The organism is Hydrogenophaga sp. LT287 (assembly GCF_055702805.1).
The window spans coordinates 108040-121787 of sequence record NZ_JBVPZC010000011.1; the positions used below are offsets into that span (position 1 = coordinate 108040).

Sequence of the window (13748 nt, forward strand, 5' to 3'; positions counted from 1 at the left end):
GGCGGAAAACCACCCGCCACAAGCGCCGCACAACAGCGGCCCGAGGAGACCTTACCCATGAATGCACCCGCCGCAGGCGCTACCGTGCTCTACGAAACGCGCGGAGCCGTGGCCCTGCTGACCCTGAACCGGCCCGAAGCCCTGAACAGCTTCACGCGCCAGATGCACCGCGACCTGTGGGCCGCACTGGACCGGGCCGAGGCCGACAAAACCATTCGCGCCCTGGTGCTTACCGGCGCCGGCCGTGGCTTTTGCGCCGGGGCCGATTTGGCCGAATTCGACTTTGAGCCCGGCCCCGACTTGGTGCAACGCGCCGACCCCGGCCCGGTGATTGACCAGGCCTTCAACCCCACGGCAAGGCGCATCCAGTCGCTGCGCATGCCGGTGGTGGCGGCGGTGAATGGTGTGGCCGCGGGCGCTGGTGCCTCGCTGGCCATGACGTGTGACATCGCCATTGCGGCCCCGGGCGCCAGTTTCATCCAGGCGTTCAGCAAGATCGGTCTCATTCCCGATGCGGGCGGCAGCTGGTTTCTGGTGGAGCGGCTGGGCCTGGCGCGCGCCATGGCGCTGGCCATGACGGGCGACAAGCTGCCCGCTGCCCAGGCCAAAGAGTGGGGAATGATCTGGGACGTGCAAGACGACCCGCTGGCGGCTGCGCTGGCCATGGCCGAAAAGCTGGCCACCATGCCCACCCAGGCGCTGGTGGCCACCCGCGCTTTGCTGCGCGACGCGGGAACGCGCACGCTCAACGAGCAGCTGGACGTGGAGCGCGACACCCAGTCGGCCATGGGCCGCACGCACGATTACATCGAAGGCGTGATGGCCTTCCGGCAAAAGCGCCCGGCGCAATTCAAGGGGGAATGAGATGACGCCGCAAGAACGGGCCGCGAAGGTCGGTGAAGCCATGTTTGCCGCCGATGTGGCGGCCCGGGAAACCATGGGCATTGAAATTGTGAGCGTGGCGCCGGGCCGCGCTGTGTTGCGCATGGCGGTGAAGCCGCTGCACCTGAATGGCCACAAGATCTGCCACGGCGGTTTTATCTTCACCCTGGCCGACACCACCTTTGCCTACGCCTGCAACAGCTACAACAAAAATGCGGTGGCGGCGGGCTGCAGCATTGAGTTTTTAAAACCCGGGCAGGACGGCGATGTGCTCACCTGCGAGGGTGTGGAGCAAACGCTCAGTGGTCGCCACGGCATTTACGACATGAAGGTCAGCAACCAAAAGGGCGAAGTGATTGCCATGTTCCGTGGCAAAAGCGCGGTGATCCCCGGCCAAGTTTTTCCTGAAGAGGTGCCCGCATGAGCCACTTGCCGCTCGAACCCATTGAAAAGGCCAGCATCGACGAGCTGCGCGGCCTGCAGCTCAAACGGCTGCAAGCCACGCTGCGCCACGCCTACCAAAACTCGCCGGTGTACCGCGCCAAGTTTGACGCGGCCGGTGTGCACCCGGACGACTGCCGCAGCCTGGCCGACCTGAGCAAGTTTCCGTTCACCACCAAACACGACCTGCGCGACAGCTACCCGTTTGGCATGTTTGCTGTGCCACGTGAAAAATGCGCCCGCATCCATGCAAGCAGCGGCACCACGGGCAAGCCCACGGTGGTGGGCTACACGCTCAAAGACATCGACACCTGGGCCACCGTGGTGGCGCGCTCCATTCGCGCGGGCGGTGCCCGCCCGGGCGACATGGTGCATGTGAGCTACGGCTACGGCCTGTTCACCGGCGGCCTGGGCGCGCACTACGGCGCTGAAAAACTGGGCCTCACGGTGGTGCCGTTTGGTGGCGGGCAGACCGAGCGCCAGGTGCAGCTGATGCAGGACTTCAAGCCCACCATCATCATGGTGACGCCGAGCTACATGCTGGCCATTGCCGACGAGTTTGAGCGCCTGGGCCTGGACCCGCGCGAGAGCAGCCTGCGCCTGGGCATCTTTGGTGCCGAGCCCTGGACCAACGACATGCGCGTGGCCATCGAAGCCCGCATGGGCATGGACGCGGTGGACATTTACGGCTTGTCCGAGGTGATGGGCCCCGGCGTGGCCAGCGAATGCGTGGAAACCAAAGACGGCCCCACCATCTGGGAAGACCACTTTTACCCCGAGATCATCAACCCCGAAACGGGCGAGCCGGTGGCCGACGGCGAAATGGGCGAACTGGTGTTCACCAGCCTGACCAAGGAAGCGCTGCCCATCATCCGCTACCGGACGCGCGACCTGACCCGCCTGCTGCCCGGCACCGCGCGCACCATGCGGCGCATGGAAAAGATCACCGGTCGCAGCGACGACATGATGATCGTGCGCGGCGTGAACGTGTTCCCCACCCAGATTGAAGAACTCATTTTGAAGCGCCCCGAGCTGAGCGCGCACTACCAGTGCGTGCTGAGCCGCGAAGGCCCCATGGACAACCTGACCGTGGTGGTGGAAACGCGCCCCGGTTTGTCGCCCGAGAGCATCGAGGCACGGGCTGCTGCCAAGATGCTGCAGCACGAGGTGAAGGTGTTTGTGGGCAGCAGCGTGGCCGTGACCCTGAAACCCGAAGGCGGTGTGGAGCGCAGCCAGGGCAAGGCCAAGCGCGTGGTGGACTTGCGCCCGCGCTGAAAGCTTTTCGCTCAGGTCAGCCGTGTGAGGCGGGCGCCAGCCAGGCGTCCAGCCTTGGGGCATCGGCCACGGTCAGGCGCACGGTCTGGTTTTCGGTGGGCCAGTCCAGCGTGCAGCGCAGCAAGCGCTTGTCGCGCGCCACCAGCGCCACCAGCCGGGTGCGTTGCCCGCGCAGCATCAGCAGTTCGTCCAGTTTGTGGATGCGCCAGGCCTCAGCGGTTGCTCCGCGCTTGGCCGCGGGCATTTCCACGCCCAGCCATTCGTCGCCCGCCGCCAGGCCGGCCGCCTCTGCGGCCCCGCCGCGCAGCACGGTCTTGACGGTGAGGCCGCCCGACTCGCTCACGCGCAAGCCCAGTTGCTGGGCCAGCGGTGCTTTGTCGTGGTGCAGCTTGGCGCCCTGGCCTTGCAGCAGGTCGCTGGTGGGTAGGTCGTTGGTGCTGTGTACCCATTGGGCCAGTTCGGTGTCAAACGGGCGCTTGCCCAGCTTTTTCAGCACGCGCAGCAGATCGGCTTCGCGCATGGGGCCGCCCTTGCAGCGCTCCCACAGTTCGCGCATCACCGCGTCCAGCGTGGTGTGGCCCTCAGTGCGCAGGGTCAGGTCCAGGCACAGGGCCACCAGCGATCCCTTGGTGTAGTAGCTCACCGTGGCGTTGGGCGTGTTTTCGTTGATCCGGTAGTACTTCACCCAGGCGTCAAAGCTGGCCTGTGCCACGCTTTGCAGGTGGCGCCCGGGCGTCTGCAGCACCTGGTTGATGGTCTTGGCCAGCAATTGCAGGTAGGCCGCGTCGTCAATCAGGCCGGCACGGCGCAAAAACAGGTCGTCGTAGTAGCTGGTGAAGCCTTCAAAAAACCACAGCAGCTCGGTGTAGTTTTCCTGGGTGTAGTCGTAGCGCGCGAACTCGGCCGGGCGCAAGCGCTTCACGTTCCAGGTGTGAAAGTACTCGTGGCTGATGAGTCCGAGCAGGGTGGTGTAGCCGTCGGTGGCTTTGAGCGCGGCGGGTTTTGCTGCGCCAGTGGACGTTTCACCGCCGGGCCGCCCCAAGGTGAAACCGCCCCCTTGGGGGGCAGCGACCCGCGCCGCGGCGGAGCGTGGGGGCGTTGCATGCAGGCGCGGCAGGTCGGCGCGCTGGCAAATAAGCGCGGTGGAATTGCGGTGTTCCAGCCCGCCGTAGCCGTCGGCGCTGGCGTGCATCATGAACACATAGTGCTCAAAAGGCGGCGCTTCGTCGCCATGCCAAAACGCGATCTGCGCCTCGCAAATGCGGCGGGTGTCGTCCAGCAGGCGCTCACCGTCCAACCAGGCGCCGGCGCCGCTCACCACAAAGCGGTGCGGCACGCCGCCGGCGGTGAAGCTGCCGCTCCAGAAGCGGCCCATTTCGACCGGGCAGTCGGCCAGTTCGTCGTAGTGCTGGGCGCGGTAGTGGCCAAAGCCGTCGCTGTCCACGCTGTGTGGCGCCAGGCCGGTAGCCACCTGCCAGCCGGCGGTGGCCGGGCCGGACACGAGTTCCAGCGCGTGCGGCTGGTCTTCCTGGCCGAGCACCTGCAGGCACAGGCTGGTGGGGTTGAAGAAGCCGCGCGTGGTGTCCAGAAAAGCGGTGCGCACCGACGCGTCGAGTGCGTACACGGCGTATTGCAGCTCCAGCGGCTGGCCAGGCACCGCAGCGGCTTGCCAGCGGTGTTTGTCGAGCTGCTTGAGCGCCACCGGCTGCCCGCCCTGGGTGGCGCTCAGGCCTTGCAGGTGTTGGGAAAACTCGCGCACCAGGTAGCTGCCCGGAATCCACACCGGCAGGCTGACGCGCTGGTTGTTGGCCGGCTGGTCAATGCGCAGCGTGACGGCAAACAGGTGGGCTTGCGCGCTGAGCACCGACACGGTGTAGTGCAGCCCGGCAGGCGCTGGGGCGCTGCGGCTGGCGCTGCGGGCGGGTGCCTTGGCGCGGGTGGTGCGGGCCGCGCTCATAGGGCGCCCGCACCCACAAAGCAACTCAGCGCGGCCACGGTGGACAAGCGAAAGCGCAGCGTGAGCCAGTGTTGCAGGCCGGCACGCACATACAAAGTGCGGTCGGCCAGGTAGCACAACACCAGCACAAAGCCCAGCCAGGCCAAGCCGGCAAACGGCGGCATGAGCAGCCCCGGCCAGGCCAGCAGCGAGGGCACCACGCCCCAGAGCAGGTGGTTGCGCTGGGCGTGGTGGGGTGCTTCGCCGTGTGCTGCGGCATGGCGGGCGGCCAGCCAGGCAATGCCCCAGTGCACGCCACCCATGAACGACGCGATGAGTGCCGCGTAGCCGGCCAGCGCAATGGCCACCCAGGCTTGCAGTTCCACGTTGACCAGCCAGAGCAGGGCGGCCAGCAACACAAAGGGAATCAGCCCGGCGTGCCCCAGCGTGCGGGCCAGGGCGGTGTCGTTGGGGTCGTGCAACACAGGGTTGGCGGTGGCGGCGGTCATGGGGTGGTGCTCGGGCTGGGTTGCGCGCGGTTTTAGGGCTTGGCTTCGGTCAGGAATTTTTCAATGCGGGCTGTGTCAATGGCGCCGGGCACACGCGAGCCGTCGGCAAAGATGATGGTGGGCGTGCCGGTGATGCGGGCCTTTTTGCCAAACTCCACGTTGCGGGCCACCGCAGCGGCGTCGCAGCTGGCGGCAGGGGGCGTCACGTCGCGCACCATCCAGTCGAGGAAAGCTTTGCTTTTGTCTTTGGCGCACCAGATGTTGCGCGACTTTTCGCCCGAATCGGCGCTGAGGATGGGGTAGAGAAACACATGCACTGTCACGTTGTCGATCTTGACCAGATCGCGTTCGAAGCGCTTGCAGTAGCCGCAGTTGGGGTCTTCAAACACGGCCATCTTGCGCTTGCCGTTGCCCCGCACGATGGTGAAGGCGTCCTTGAGCGGCAGGTCTTTGTAGGCAATGGCGGTGAGCTTTTCCAGCCGCTGTTCCGTCAGGTCGACACGTGCCTTGGTGTCGATCATGGAGCCCTGAATCAGGTAGTTGCCTTGCTCGTCCGTGTAGAAAATTTCGCTGTGGTTGACGCGCACCTCGTACAGGCCCGGCATCGGCGTTTTGGTCACTTCGTCGATCTTGGGCAGGTTGGGCAGGCGCTCGGCCAGGTTTTTGCGAATGGCGGCTTCCTGGGCCACAGCGCCCATGGACAGGGCGGCCAGCAGGATGAGCAAGAGGGTTTTGATGGGTTTCATGGCGGTGCCCGGGTTGGGGCCAGTGGGGTGGGGATTTAAAAAAGTCTGCGGTGTCAGCCGCTGATGCCGGAAGCCTGCCGGGCGATCCAGGTCTTGAGCGCACCGCTGCGTTCAAACCCCTTCATGCCCCAGTTGCGCAAGGCCTGAACGCGGCTGTCGGCGTGGGAAAACAGGCCAAACAGCCCGTCGGTCACCCAGCCCATGGCGGCCACGTCGGCTTGCCGCGCCCGCTCGTAGCGCCGCAGCAGCTTCAGGTCGCCCAGCTCGCGCCAGTACTCGCGCGCATGCAGCACCCGCGCCAGTTCGGCCACGTCGGCCAGGCCCACGTTGAGTCCCTGCCCGGCCAGCGGGTGCATGGCGTGGGCCGCGTCACCCGCCAGGGCCACACCGCCACCGCCCATTTCAGGGCGCAGGCGGGCGATCCAGCGGCGTGCACGCGACAGCTCCAGCGGCCAGGCCTGTGCCGGGCTCTCCAGTTGCATGTCGCCCAGCACCGCGGCGCAACGCGTTTGCACCGCCGCAGCCAGGGCTTCGGCGGGTGCGGCCAGCCATTCGTCAGCTTGCTGCGTGGGGAGTGACCACACCAGCGCCACAGAGTTCCCTTGCGCGCCACCCAGCGGCAGCAAGGCCATGATCTCGCCGTTTTGGAACCACTGCCGCGCCACGCCGCCGTGCGGTTGTGCACAGGTCAGCCGCGCAGCCAGGGCTTTGTGCGGGTAAGGGCGCACATCAAATTCCAGCCCCAGTTCGTCGCGGGTGCGGCTGCGTTTGCCCTCACACACCACCGTGAGCGCGGCGGGCGGCGCTTCTGTGAAGCATTCAATGCCGCTTTGAAAACCCACCGCGTCGGCCAGGCGGCGCTCCAGCGCCGGCACGTCCACGATCCAGGTCAGCGCGTCAGCACCCAGGCCCCCAGAAGAAAACTGCACCTCACCGCCATCGTCGCCCCACACCTGCATGGCGCTCACCGGGGTGATGGCGGGCAGGTCGCCGGTGGGCACCGCTGCACCGGTTTCGGGCCAGGCCCGCACCGACTGCAACAAAGCGCGCGACGCCGCGTTCAGCGCGTAGGCGCGCACGTCGGTGCCGCTGGCCTGGGGTGCCGGGCTGACCAGCGCCACACGCAGGCGCTCGCGCGCCAGCAGCAGGGCGAGGGTCTGGCCCACCACGCCACCGCCGCGGATGGTGACGTCGAATCGGCGGCGGGCAGAAGAACCGGAGGGAGTTGAAGACATGGGCTGATTTTAGGAGCAGGGCACAATCCGGGGTTTTGCCCATTTCGACGACCCCACGGCCCCGGCAGCGCAGCCTTGGGTGCGCGCCCGACGACCGCTTGCCCGGAGTACCCATGAGCCCAACACCAGCCCCCCAAGACGTGCAAGCCACCATCGACCAGCTCTGGGTCTACCCGGTCAAGTCGTGTGCGGGCATTGCCCTGCCCGAAGCGGAGCTGACCGACACCGGCCTGGCCTACGACCGCACCTGGATGGTGGTGGACAGCGAGGGCGAGTTCGTCACCCAGCGCGAGTTGCCGCGCATGGCGCTGATCCAGCCCGCCTTCAAAATGGGGCAGCTGGTGCTGCGCGCCCCCGGCATGCTGGCGCTGCACCTGGCGCTGGACGCCGCCGAGACGCCGCTGCGCGTGCGCGTGTGGGACGACGAGGTGGCCGCCTACGACATGGGCGACGTGGCCGCGCAATGGTTCAGCGACTTTCTGGGACCCGACGCCCCCGCCGACCTGAAGCGCCTGCGCCTGGCCCGCTTTGACCCCGCCGTGCGCCGCTTGTGCAGCCCAAAATGGACCCACGGGCGCGAAGCCACCACCCAGTTTGCCGACGGTTTTGGCCTGCTGGTGGCCAGCACCGCGTCGTTGGCCGGGCTCAACGAGCGCCTGGCCGCCGCCGGCCATGCGCCGGTGAGCATGCAGCGCTTTCGCCCCAACATCGTGCTGGCAGGCGTGGAGGCCCACGACGAAGACCGCGTAGGGCCGATGCACATTGCCACCGCAGAAGGCGAGGCCGTGATTGAAGCGGTGAAACCCTGCGCCCGCTGCCCCATGCCCAACATCGACCCGGCCACCGCCGCCACGTCACCCGAAGTGGGCGACACCTTGCAGGGCTACCGCCAAGACGCCCGCCTGAATGGCGCAGTCACCTTCGGCATGAACGCCATCGTGCTGCAGGGCGACGGGCTGGTGCTGCGGGTCGGGCAGGCGGTGGGGGCGGACTGGGCGTTTTGATTCCCTCACTGGTCGAGCGTATTGGGCAGCCCGTCATCGCTTTCAGTATCGATGGTGTCAATCGGCTGCGCCAATCGCTCGACACTCGATCTTGATAAACAAACGCGCGGCGCGCGCGGGGCTGACCGCCAGGGCGGGCGCAATGCCAGCGAAGCGATGCATTGCTCCCGCCCTGGCGGTCAGCCCCGTTCCGGCCAGAGCTCATATCCCAATCGTCTAGACTGGGTGAAGGTGGTGGTGTTGCGCGCGGTGAGTTCCGGCCAGAGCTCATATCCCAATCGTCTAGACTTCAGCTTCAGTTCCACCGCACCTGCGTACTGTTCCGGCCAGAGCTCATATCCCAATCGTCTAGACTAACATCGTCACCCACAAGCTGGAGCTGCAAGTTCCGGCCAGAGCTCATATCCCAATCGTCTAGACTCTGGTGCAGGCTCAGCCGTCAGACCGGGGAGTTCCGGCCAGAGCTCATATCCCAATCGTCTAGACTGACACGCTCCTGGAAGTGTTGCTCGGCAAAGTTCCGGCCAGAGCTCATATCCCAATCGTCTAGACTTGTGGCCGCCACGATGGTGGCCGCAGCCGGGTTCCGGCCAGAGCTCATATCCCAATCGTCTAGACTCACGGTCTTTCTCGGTTGCTGCGCGGGCGTGTTCCGGCCAGAGCTCATATCCCAATCGTCTAGACTCTGAGCGGTGAATTCATTGCCTGGATGCAAGTTCCGGCCAGAGCTCATATCCCAATCGTCTAGACTTCTGGCTCATGACACGGCCCGATCCACAAAGTTCCGGCCAGAGCTCATATCCCAATCGTCTAGACTTCAAAAACATGGGGAGGGTAGAGCGTTTCAGTTCCGGCCAGAGCTCATATCCCAATCGTCTAGACTAGACAGCGGCGCCAGCATTTCCTGGCTGATGTTCCGGCCAGAGCTCATATCCCAATCGTCTAGACTCCGACGACGACATTGCCCTGGAGGTGCTGAGTTCCGGCCAGAGCTCATATCCCAATCGTCTAGACTGCAGCTGGCCGGCACGCGCTACGTCACGCTGTTCCGGCCAGAGCTCATATCCCAATCGTCTAGACTTCCCAATGCGCCTTTGACCGTCACCCACGTGTTCCGGCCAGAGCTCATATCCCAATCGTCTAGACTGCTGGCCATCGGCGTGATTGGTCTGCCGGTGTTCCGGCCAGAGCTCATATCCCAATCGTCTAGACTAGAGCTTCGATAACCCCTTGATTCGTCAAGGGGTTTTTCGTTTTCCGGGTCTTGAAAACCATCGATGAAATCAGAAAAGATCGAACTGGTCGGGTGCTTTTTTGGCGGGCTGCTTGGCTTGCCCATGGAAGCTGACGATGCGCTCGTACTGTTTGTCGGTGAACTGCAAGATGTTGACTTTACCGCCTTCGGGAAGCGCTGACTCCACCCGTTTGCAGTAGGTGTCTACCTGCGCGGGGCTGGTGCAGAACCGCATGTACACGCTGAACTGGCTCATTTCAAAACCCATGTCCAGCAGGGTGTTTCGGAAGTCTGTAGCGGCTTTGCGCTCGGCCTTTTCCACTACCGGCAGGTCAAACATCACCACCATCCACATCAGCCGATACCCTGTGAGCATGGTGTGTGCCCCATCACATCATTCGTCGCGCAAGGCGGCTGCGAGCGCCAGCGGCAGCCCGGGCAATGGCAGGTCGAGTTTCTCGCGCTGTCCGACGTACACCTGAGCCAGTGAGGTGGCCAGTTTCTGCACGCAGACCATGACGGGCGTCGCTCCGGCATCGCTTTGCATGTCGTCGTACAGCGTGCGCACCATCGCCCGTTTGGTGTCGGGGTTGACGTGGTCTTCGTTGTTGCGTTTGAGCTGCCATACCTTGAGGTCAATGACGGGTCTAAACGGCTCCATCACATCGTCCACCAGTCGCATGGCGTTGTTGTCGTGGCTGTGGTGAAGACCGATGCTGGGATGCAGGCCCGCCGCGATCACTGCGCGGGCGGTGGCCGCGCGCAATACGGTATAGCCGTAGTTCAGCAAAGCATTGATGCCGGGGGCGTTCTGGTCTCGGCGGAATTCGGGGCCGAACAACAGTGTCCAGTAGCGCCTTGCGCCTTGGGCTTCCAGGTTTTCCGGGTCGCCACTTTTGACTTTGGCCGCGAGGGCGGTGAGCGGCGCAGTAGGAGCTCCAGCGGCTTCAAGCGCTGCGGCTTGTTGTTCGAGCTTGGACCTGACCACAGCGGCCCACAAACGTTTGTGGGTCGGCTGGCTGGCGGCGATCTGCGCCTCAATCCGGTGCGATTGCTCGAAGTTGCCTTCGATGGGTAGCAACATGCCCACCGCGTTGTGGTTCGCGGCGCAAAGAACAAACGGTGCACCGCGCTCGGCGAGCGCCACCAGCAGGTTGTTGGTGTAGCTCAGACCGTGGGCGTTGGCGATGACTGCGGCAATGTCGTCCAGCGGCACCTGCCCCAGTTCCTTGCGTTCTCCCTCGGTGTCCTGCACCACCATGAACCCACGGTGCATGAACAGGTGGCGCCGGTCATCGGCCACCTCGACGATGCGGCCGATCATGTGGCTACTCCTTGAATCCGGGGTCGAGGAGGTCCCCGATAGGCGATATGGTGACGCGGCGACTACGGGCTTTTTGGAATGATCCGGCCATCTTCGATATGTATTGAAAGGCGTCGTCTTTGTCGCGGTTGCGTGCATCGACATTTGCTTCTTGGTGGGATGCCATGAAAACCTGTCCGTTGCCCCCGATTTTTGCAATCCGCAATGTCAGTGTTCTTTCGTCGAAGTCAAGGCGGACCAAATCGTCGTTGATCAGTCGCATCACGAGAGGCTTCTCGCTCACGCTCAGCGTCGGATGTCGCAATCGTTGCAGTCCGTGCTGACGTACCAACCGGTACGCCTCAAACGTAGAAATAACCTCGCCCTCCCACTTCCCCTTCTCGTTGCGAACGATCTCGATGCAGTAGTTGCTGTCGCCCTTGTAGCCTTTGTACGGGCGCGGTGATCCGTCTGGCAGCACGCCATGGCGGTTGGTGGCTTTGGCATTTGAAAACTCGATCACCTTGAGGGCGACGGTTTCTTTCTGACGAATCCCCTCCACCGTCTTGCGCACACTCACCATGCCATTTCCCAACAGCGCATACGCGGTGTCGTTGTGCATGGCACCTTCATGGCCATGGTCCGGCTTGTGGCTAACCCAGATGTGGTTCACTGCCCGTGCCACGTGGTCTCGGTAGTTGGGCCACGGCAGGGGCATGTCGTCCACCAAGCGGTTCAGTTGCCGCTCGCGTGCACTGGCGCTGGCCTGCGCGAAGCGTTGCAACATGCCCTGGTCGGTGACAGCGATCACGCACGCGTCCACCGCATGGTGGCGGTGGTCGTGGCGGTTCTTCTCGCCGTTCAGGCCCAGAATGTCGTTCAGACCGAATTTGGCCCGCAGCATGGCCGTCATTTGCCCGGGAATCACACGGGTGGCATGCGGACAGATCAGGCTGAGGTATTCGCGGGCCACCCTGCTGAGGTAGCGCGTGTCGTTCAGCGCGCGGGCGAGAAAGTCCTTGTCTTCCCGTAGCCAGCGTTGGTAGCCCTCTTCACCGAACCTGTAGCGCTTGTTCTTCGGCATCTGCTCGGCACGGTCCAGCATGGCCGCTGTGGTCCACCCCTGTGCTTCAAAGTCTGCACGAGCGTCCCATGGCGTGCGGTTGCCCTTGATGCGGTTGGCTTGCCGCATGGCGACGGTCTTGTTGTTCAGGCTGTCGTCCAGGGTTCGTGAGAAAGGCAGGATGTGTTCGATTTCCACTTGATCGCTCAACACCATCTGCGCGCTGATCTGCGCGCCGCTGTAAGGGCAGCGCCGATCGGCCGGGTCAAAGCTCAGCTCTTCCCACAGGATCAGCTTTTGAATGTCGGCATGGCGCACCCGCTCCGGCACGGTTTGCAAGATGGTTGCCGCGTCGGCCCGCAAGCGTTCATTGCGTCGCTGGTTTTTGGCCTGGCGCTCGTTGTCTTCCTTGCGTTGATCCTGGCTTTGCTTTAGGTCCCGCGCCACTTCCACGATCACTTCAGACGGATGCCCGTAGCGTTTGATGAGCGCGTTGACTACAACCCGGACCTGGGGATGCGGCTAAAAACTTGGACTACCTGGAGGTAGTTCATGTATTCCTACGAAGACCGAATCCGAGCCGTCAAGCTCTACATCAAGCTTGGCAAGCGCCTCAGGGCCACCATCCGCCAGTTGGGCTATCCGACCAAGAACTCCCTCATTGGCTGGTTCCGCGAGTACGAACGGAGCCAGAACCTGCGAGTCGGGTATTCGCGATCAGGACAGAAGTATTCCGATCAGCAGAAGTATGCGGCGGTGAAGCACTACCTTGATCACGATCGGTGCATTGCCTCGACCATGCGGGCTTTGGGATATCCCGGTCGGGCGTTACTGACCAAGTGGATTGACGAGCTGCACCCCGAAGTTCGCCACCGAATGGTGGGCCGGGCACCGAATACCCTGCACTCCGACGAGCTTAAAAGTGCAGCGGTGATTGAGCTTTGCACCCGAAAGACCAGCGCACAAGAAATCGCCCAGAAGCTGGCGGTATGTCGGCCTACGCTGTACAACTGGAAAAACCAGTTGCTCGGCCGCGAGGTACCCGCATCCATGAAACGTCAAAACAATTCACCGCCAGTGCCTGATGCTGCCGAACTGCAGCGCCAAGTCGAGTCGCTTCAACAGAGCATTCACCGTCTTCAGCTCGAACATGACATCTTGAAGAAGGCCAATGAACTGCTAAAAAAAGGCCTGGGCGTCAACCCTCAGCTCCTGAGCAATCGGGAGAAGACTCTGCTGGTTGACGCCCTCAAGCCCATCTACTCGCTCTCAGAGCTGCTCGTCGAACTTGACCTGGCTCGAAGTTCCTACTTCTACCACTGCGCCCGCCAGCGAAGGCCTGACAAATACGCTGACGCCCGGGTTGCCGCTGCCGATGTATTTCAGAGCAACCACCGCAGCTATGGTTACCGGCGCATGCGTGCGGCGCTGGGCAGACGCCAGTTGCACCTGTCTGAAAAAGTCGTGCAGCGCCTGATGAAGCAGGAGGGCTTGAGTGTGCCCGCGCGCAAAAAGCGTCGATACGGGTCCTACCTCGGAGAGATCAGCCCTGCGCCCGACAACCTCCTCAATCGTGACTTCCAGGCGGCAACACCGAATGAGAAGTGGCTCACCGACATTACGGAGTTTCAGATCCCGGCGGGAAAGGTGTACCTCTCGCCTGTGATCGACTGCTTCGACGGCATGGTAGTGAGCTGGACGCTTGGTACCCGACCGGACTCCGAGTTGGTGAACACGATGCTAGACGCTGCCATTGACACGGTGAAATCGTGCGACAGCAAGCCGATCATTCACTCCGACCGTGGTGCCCATTACCGCTGGCCGGGCTGGCTTGATCGGATGCACCGTGCGAACCTGACGCGGTCGATGTCGCGCAAGGGGTGCTCACCGGACAACGCGGCCTGCGAAGGTTTCTTTGGGCGCCTGAAAAATGAGATGTTCTACCCGCGAGATTGGAAGTCAACCACCATCGAGGTGTTCATCCGAGCGGTGCACGAGTACATCCTCTGGTACAACGAAAAACGGATCAAGATGTCGTTGGGTTCCCTCAGCCCCATCGAGTACCGCGAAAGTCTGGGCTTAATCAACTGAAACCAGTCCAAGAATTACGCTGCACCCCC

Annotated in this window: 12 protein-coding genes and 1 CRISPR repeat array; of the genes, 5 read left to right on the top strand and 7 right to left on the bottom strand. The window is 63.5% G+C overall.

The annotated features are described in order from the left end of the window. Positions 1-57 precede the first annotated feature (57 nt). From AC0GNR_RS10835 to paaK, 3 genes are read left to right on the top strand one after another with little or no spacing between them, the layout of a single operon-like run. The gene (locus AC0GNR_RS10835; protein WP_472900967.1) at positions 58-864 is read left to right on the top strand and encodes an enoyl-CoA hydratase-related protein; all 807 of its coding nucleotides are present in this window, start codon (positions 58-60) and stop codon (positions 862-864) included. Position 865: 1 nt separating this feature from the next. After that, the gene (gene paaI, locus AC0GNR_RS10840; protein WP_472900968.1) at positions 866-1306 is read left to right on the top strand and encodes a hydroxyphenylacetyl-CoA thioesterase PaaI; all 441 of its coding nucleotides are present in this window, start codon (positions 866-868) and stop codon (positions 1304-1306) included. Continuing rightward, a complete protein-coding gene (paaK, locus tag AC0GNR_RS10845) occupies positions 1303-2598 on the top strand; it encodes a phenylacetate--CoA ligase PaaK (protein WP_472900969.1) in 1296 nt (431 codons plus the stop codon). Before paaI ends, paaK begins: the two co-directional genes overlap by 4 nt. Before the next feature lie 16 nt (positions 2599-2614). On the opposite strand, the gene AC0GNR_RS10850 is transcribed toward paaK, so the two are convergent. From AC0GNR_RS10850 to AC0GNR_RS10865, 4 genes are read right to left on the bottom strand one after another with little or no spacing between them, the layout of a single operon-like run. After that, complete coding sequence (locus AC0GNR_RS10850; RefSeq protein ID WP_472900970.1) at positions 2615-4555, bottom strand: M61 family metallopeptidase; 1941 nt, start codon at positions 4553-4555, stop codon at positions 2615-2617. After that, positions 4552-5043: a DUF3429 domain-containing protein gene (locus AC0GNR_RS10855; protein ID WP_472900971.1), complete on the bottom strand. Its 492-nt coding sequence runs from the start codon at positions 5041-5043 to the stop codon at positions 4552-4554. The genes AC0GNR_RS10850 and AC0GNR_RS10855 overlap by 4 nt, the downstream gene beginning before the upstream one ends. 32 nt (positions 5044-5075) lie before the next feature. Beyond that, entirely contained in the window at positions 5076-5789 is a 714-nt protein-coding gene (locus AC0GNR_RS10860) for a DsbC family protein (RefSeq protein ID WP_472900972.1), read from the bottom strand. A 53-nt stretch (positions 5790-5842) separates the two neighbouring features. Next, positions 5843-7024: an FAD-dependent monooxygenase gene (locus AC0GNR_RS10865; protein WP_472900973.1), complete on the bottom strand. Its 1182-nt coding sequence runs from the start codon at positions 7022-7024 to the stop codon at positions 5843-5845. A 113-nt stretch (positions 7025-7137) separates the two neighbouring features. Here AC0GNR_RS10865 and AC0GNR_RS10870 point away from each other — a divergent pair, with 113 nt between their 5' ends. Beyond that, positions 7138-8028 carry an MOSC domain-containing protein gene (locus AC0GNR_RS10870; protein WP_472900974.1) on the top strand — a complete coding sequence of 297 codons (891 nt, stop codon included), beginning with the start codon at positions 7138-7140 and terminating at the stop codon, positions 8026-8028. A 187-nt stretch (positions 8029-8215) separates the two neighbouring features. Continuing rightward, positions 8216-9241: a CRISPR direct-repeat array (repeat unit 36 nt; unit sequence GTTCCGGCCAGAGCTCATATCCCAATCGTCTAGACT). A gap of 70 nt (positions 9242-9311) precedes the next feature. Here AC0GNR_RS10870 and cas2 read toward each other — a convergent pair. The 3 genes from cas2 to cas9 are packed head-to-tail and all read right to left on the bottom strand — an operon-like array spanning position 9312 to position 12081. After that, complete coding sequence (gene cas2, locus AC0GNR_RS10875) at positions 9312-9638, bottom strand: CRISPR-associated endonuclease Cas2 (RefSeq protein WP_472900975.1); 327 nt, start codon at positions 9636-9638, stop codon at positions 9312-9314. Positions 9639-9656: 18 nt separating this feature from the next. After that, positions 9657-10586: a type II CRISPR-associated endonuclease Cas1 gene (gene cas1, locus AC0GNR_RS10880; RefSeq protein ID WP_472900976.1), complete on the bottom strand. Its 930-nt coding sequence runs from the start codon at positions 10584-10586 to the stop codon at positions 9657-9659. A gap of 4 nt (positions 10587-10590) precedes the next feature. Beyond that, entirely contained in the window at positions 10591-12081 is a 1491-nt protein-coding gene (gene cas9, locus AC0GNR_RS10885) for a type II CRISPR RNA-guided endonuclease Cas9 (protein WP_472900977.1), read from the bottom strand. A 99-nt stretch (positions 12082-12180) separates the two neighbouring features. Between cas9 and AC0GNR_RS10890 the strand changes: the two genes are divergently transcribed. Continuing rightward, positions 12181-13719, top strand: coding sequence for an IS3 family transposase (locus tag AC0GNR_RS10890; protein ID WP_472900978.1), 1539 nt, complete (start codon positions 12181-12183; stop codon positions 13717-13719). The last annotated feature ends 29 nt before the right edge of the window (positions 13720-13748 follow it).

What these genes read in the sequence shown, in the direction of transcription:
- AC0GNR_RS10835 (WP_472900967.1), top strand. Translation starts at nt 58, where the DNA reads ATGAATGCACCCGCCGCAGGCGCTACCGTGCTCTACGAAACGCGCGGA.
- paaI (WP_472900968.1), top strand. Translation starts at nt 866, where the DNA reads ATGACGCCGCAAGAACGGGCCGCGAAGGTCGGTGAAGCCATGTTTGCC.
- paaK (WP_472900969.1), top strand. Translation starts at nt 1,303, where the DNA reads ATGAGCCACTTGCCGCTCGAACCCATTGAAAAGGCCAGCATCGACGAG.
- AC0GNR_RS10850 (WP_472900970.1), bottom strand. Translation starts at nt 4,555, where the DNA reads ATGAGCGCGGCCCGCACCACCCGCGCCAAGGCACCCGCCCGCAGCGCC.
- AC0GNR_RS10855 (WP_472900971.1), bottom strand. Translation starts at nt 5,043, where the DNA reads ATGACCGCCGCCACCGCCAACCCTGTGTTGCACGACCCCAACGACACC.
- AC0GNR_RS10860 (WP_472900972.1), bottom strand. Translation starts at nt 5,789, where the DNA reads ATGAAACCCATCAAAACCCTCTTGCTCATCCTGCTGGCCGCCCTGTCC.
- AC0GNR_RS10865 (WP_472900973.1), bottom strand. Translation starts at nt 7,024, where the DNA reads ATGTCTTCAACTCCCTCCGGTTCTTCTGCCCGCCGCCGATTCGACGTC.
- AC0GNR_RS10870 (WP_472900974.1), top strand. Translation starts at nt 7,138, where the DNA reads ATGAGCCCAACACCAGCCCCCCAAGACGTGCAAGCCACCATCGACCAG.
- cas2 (WP_472900975.1), bottom strand. Translation starts at nt 9,638, where the DNA reads ATGCTCACAGGGTATCGGCTGATGTGGATGGTGGTGATGTTTGACCTG.
- cas1 (WP_472900976.1), bottom strand. Translation starts at nt 10,586, where the DNA reads ATGATCGGCCGCATCGTCGAGGTGGCCGATGACCGGCGCCACCTGTTC.
- AC0GNR_RS10890 (WP_472900978.1), top strand. Translation starts at nt 12,181, where the DNA reads ATGTATTCCTACGAAGACCGAATCCGAGCCGTCAAGCTCTACATCAAG.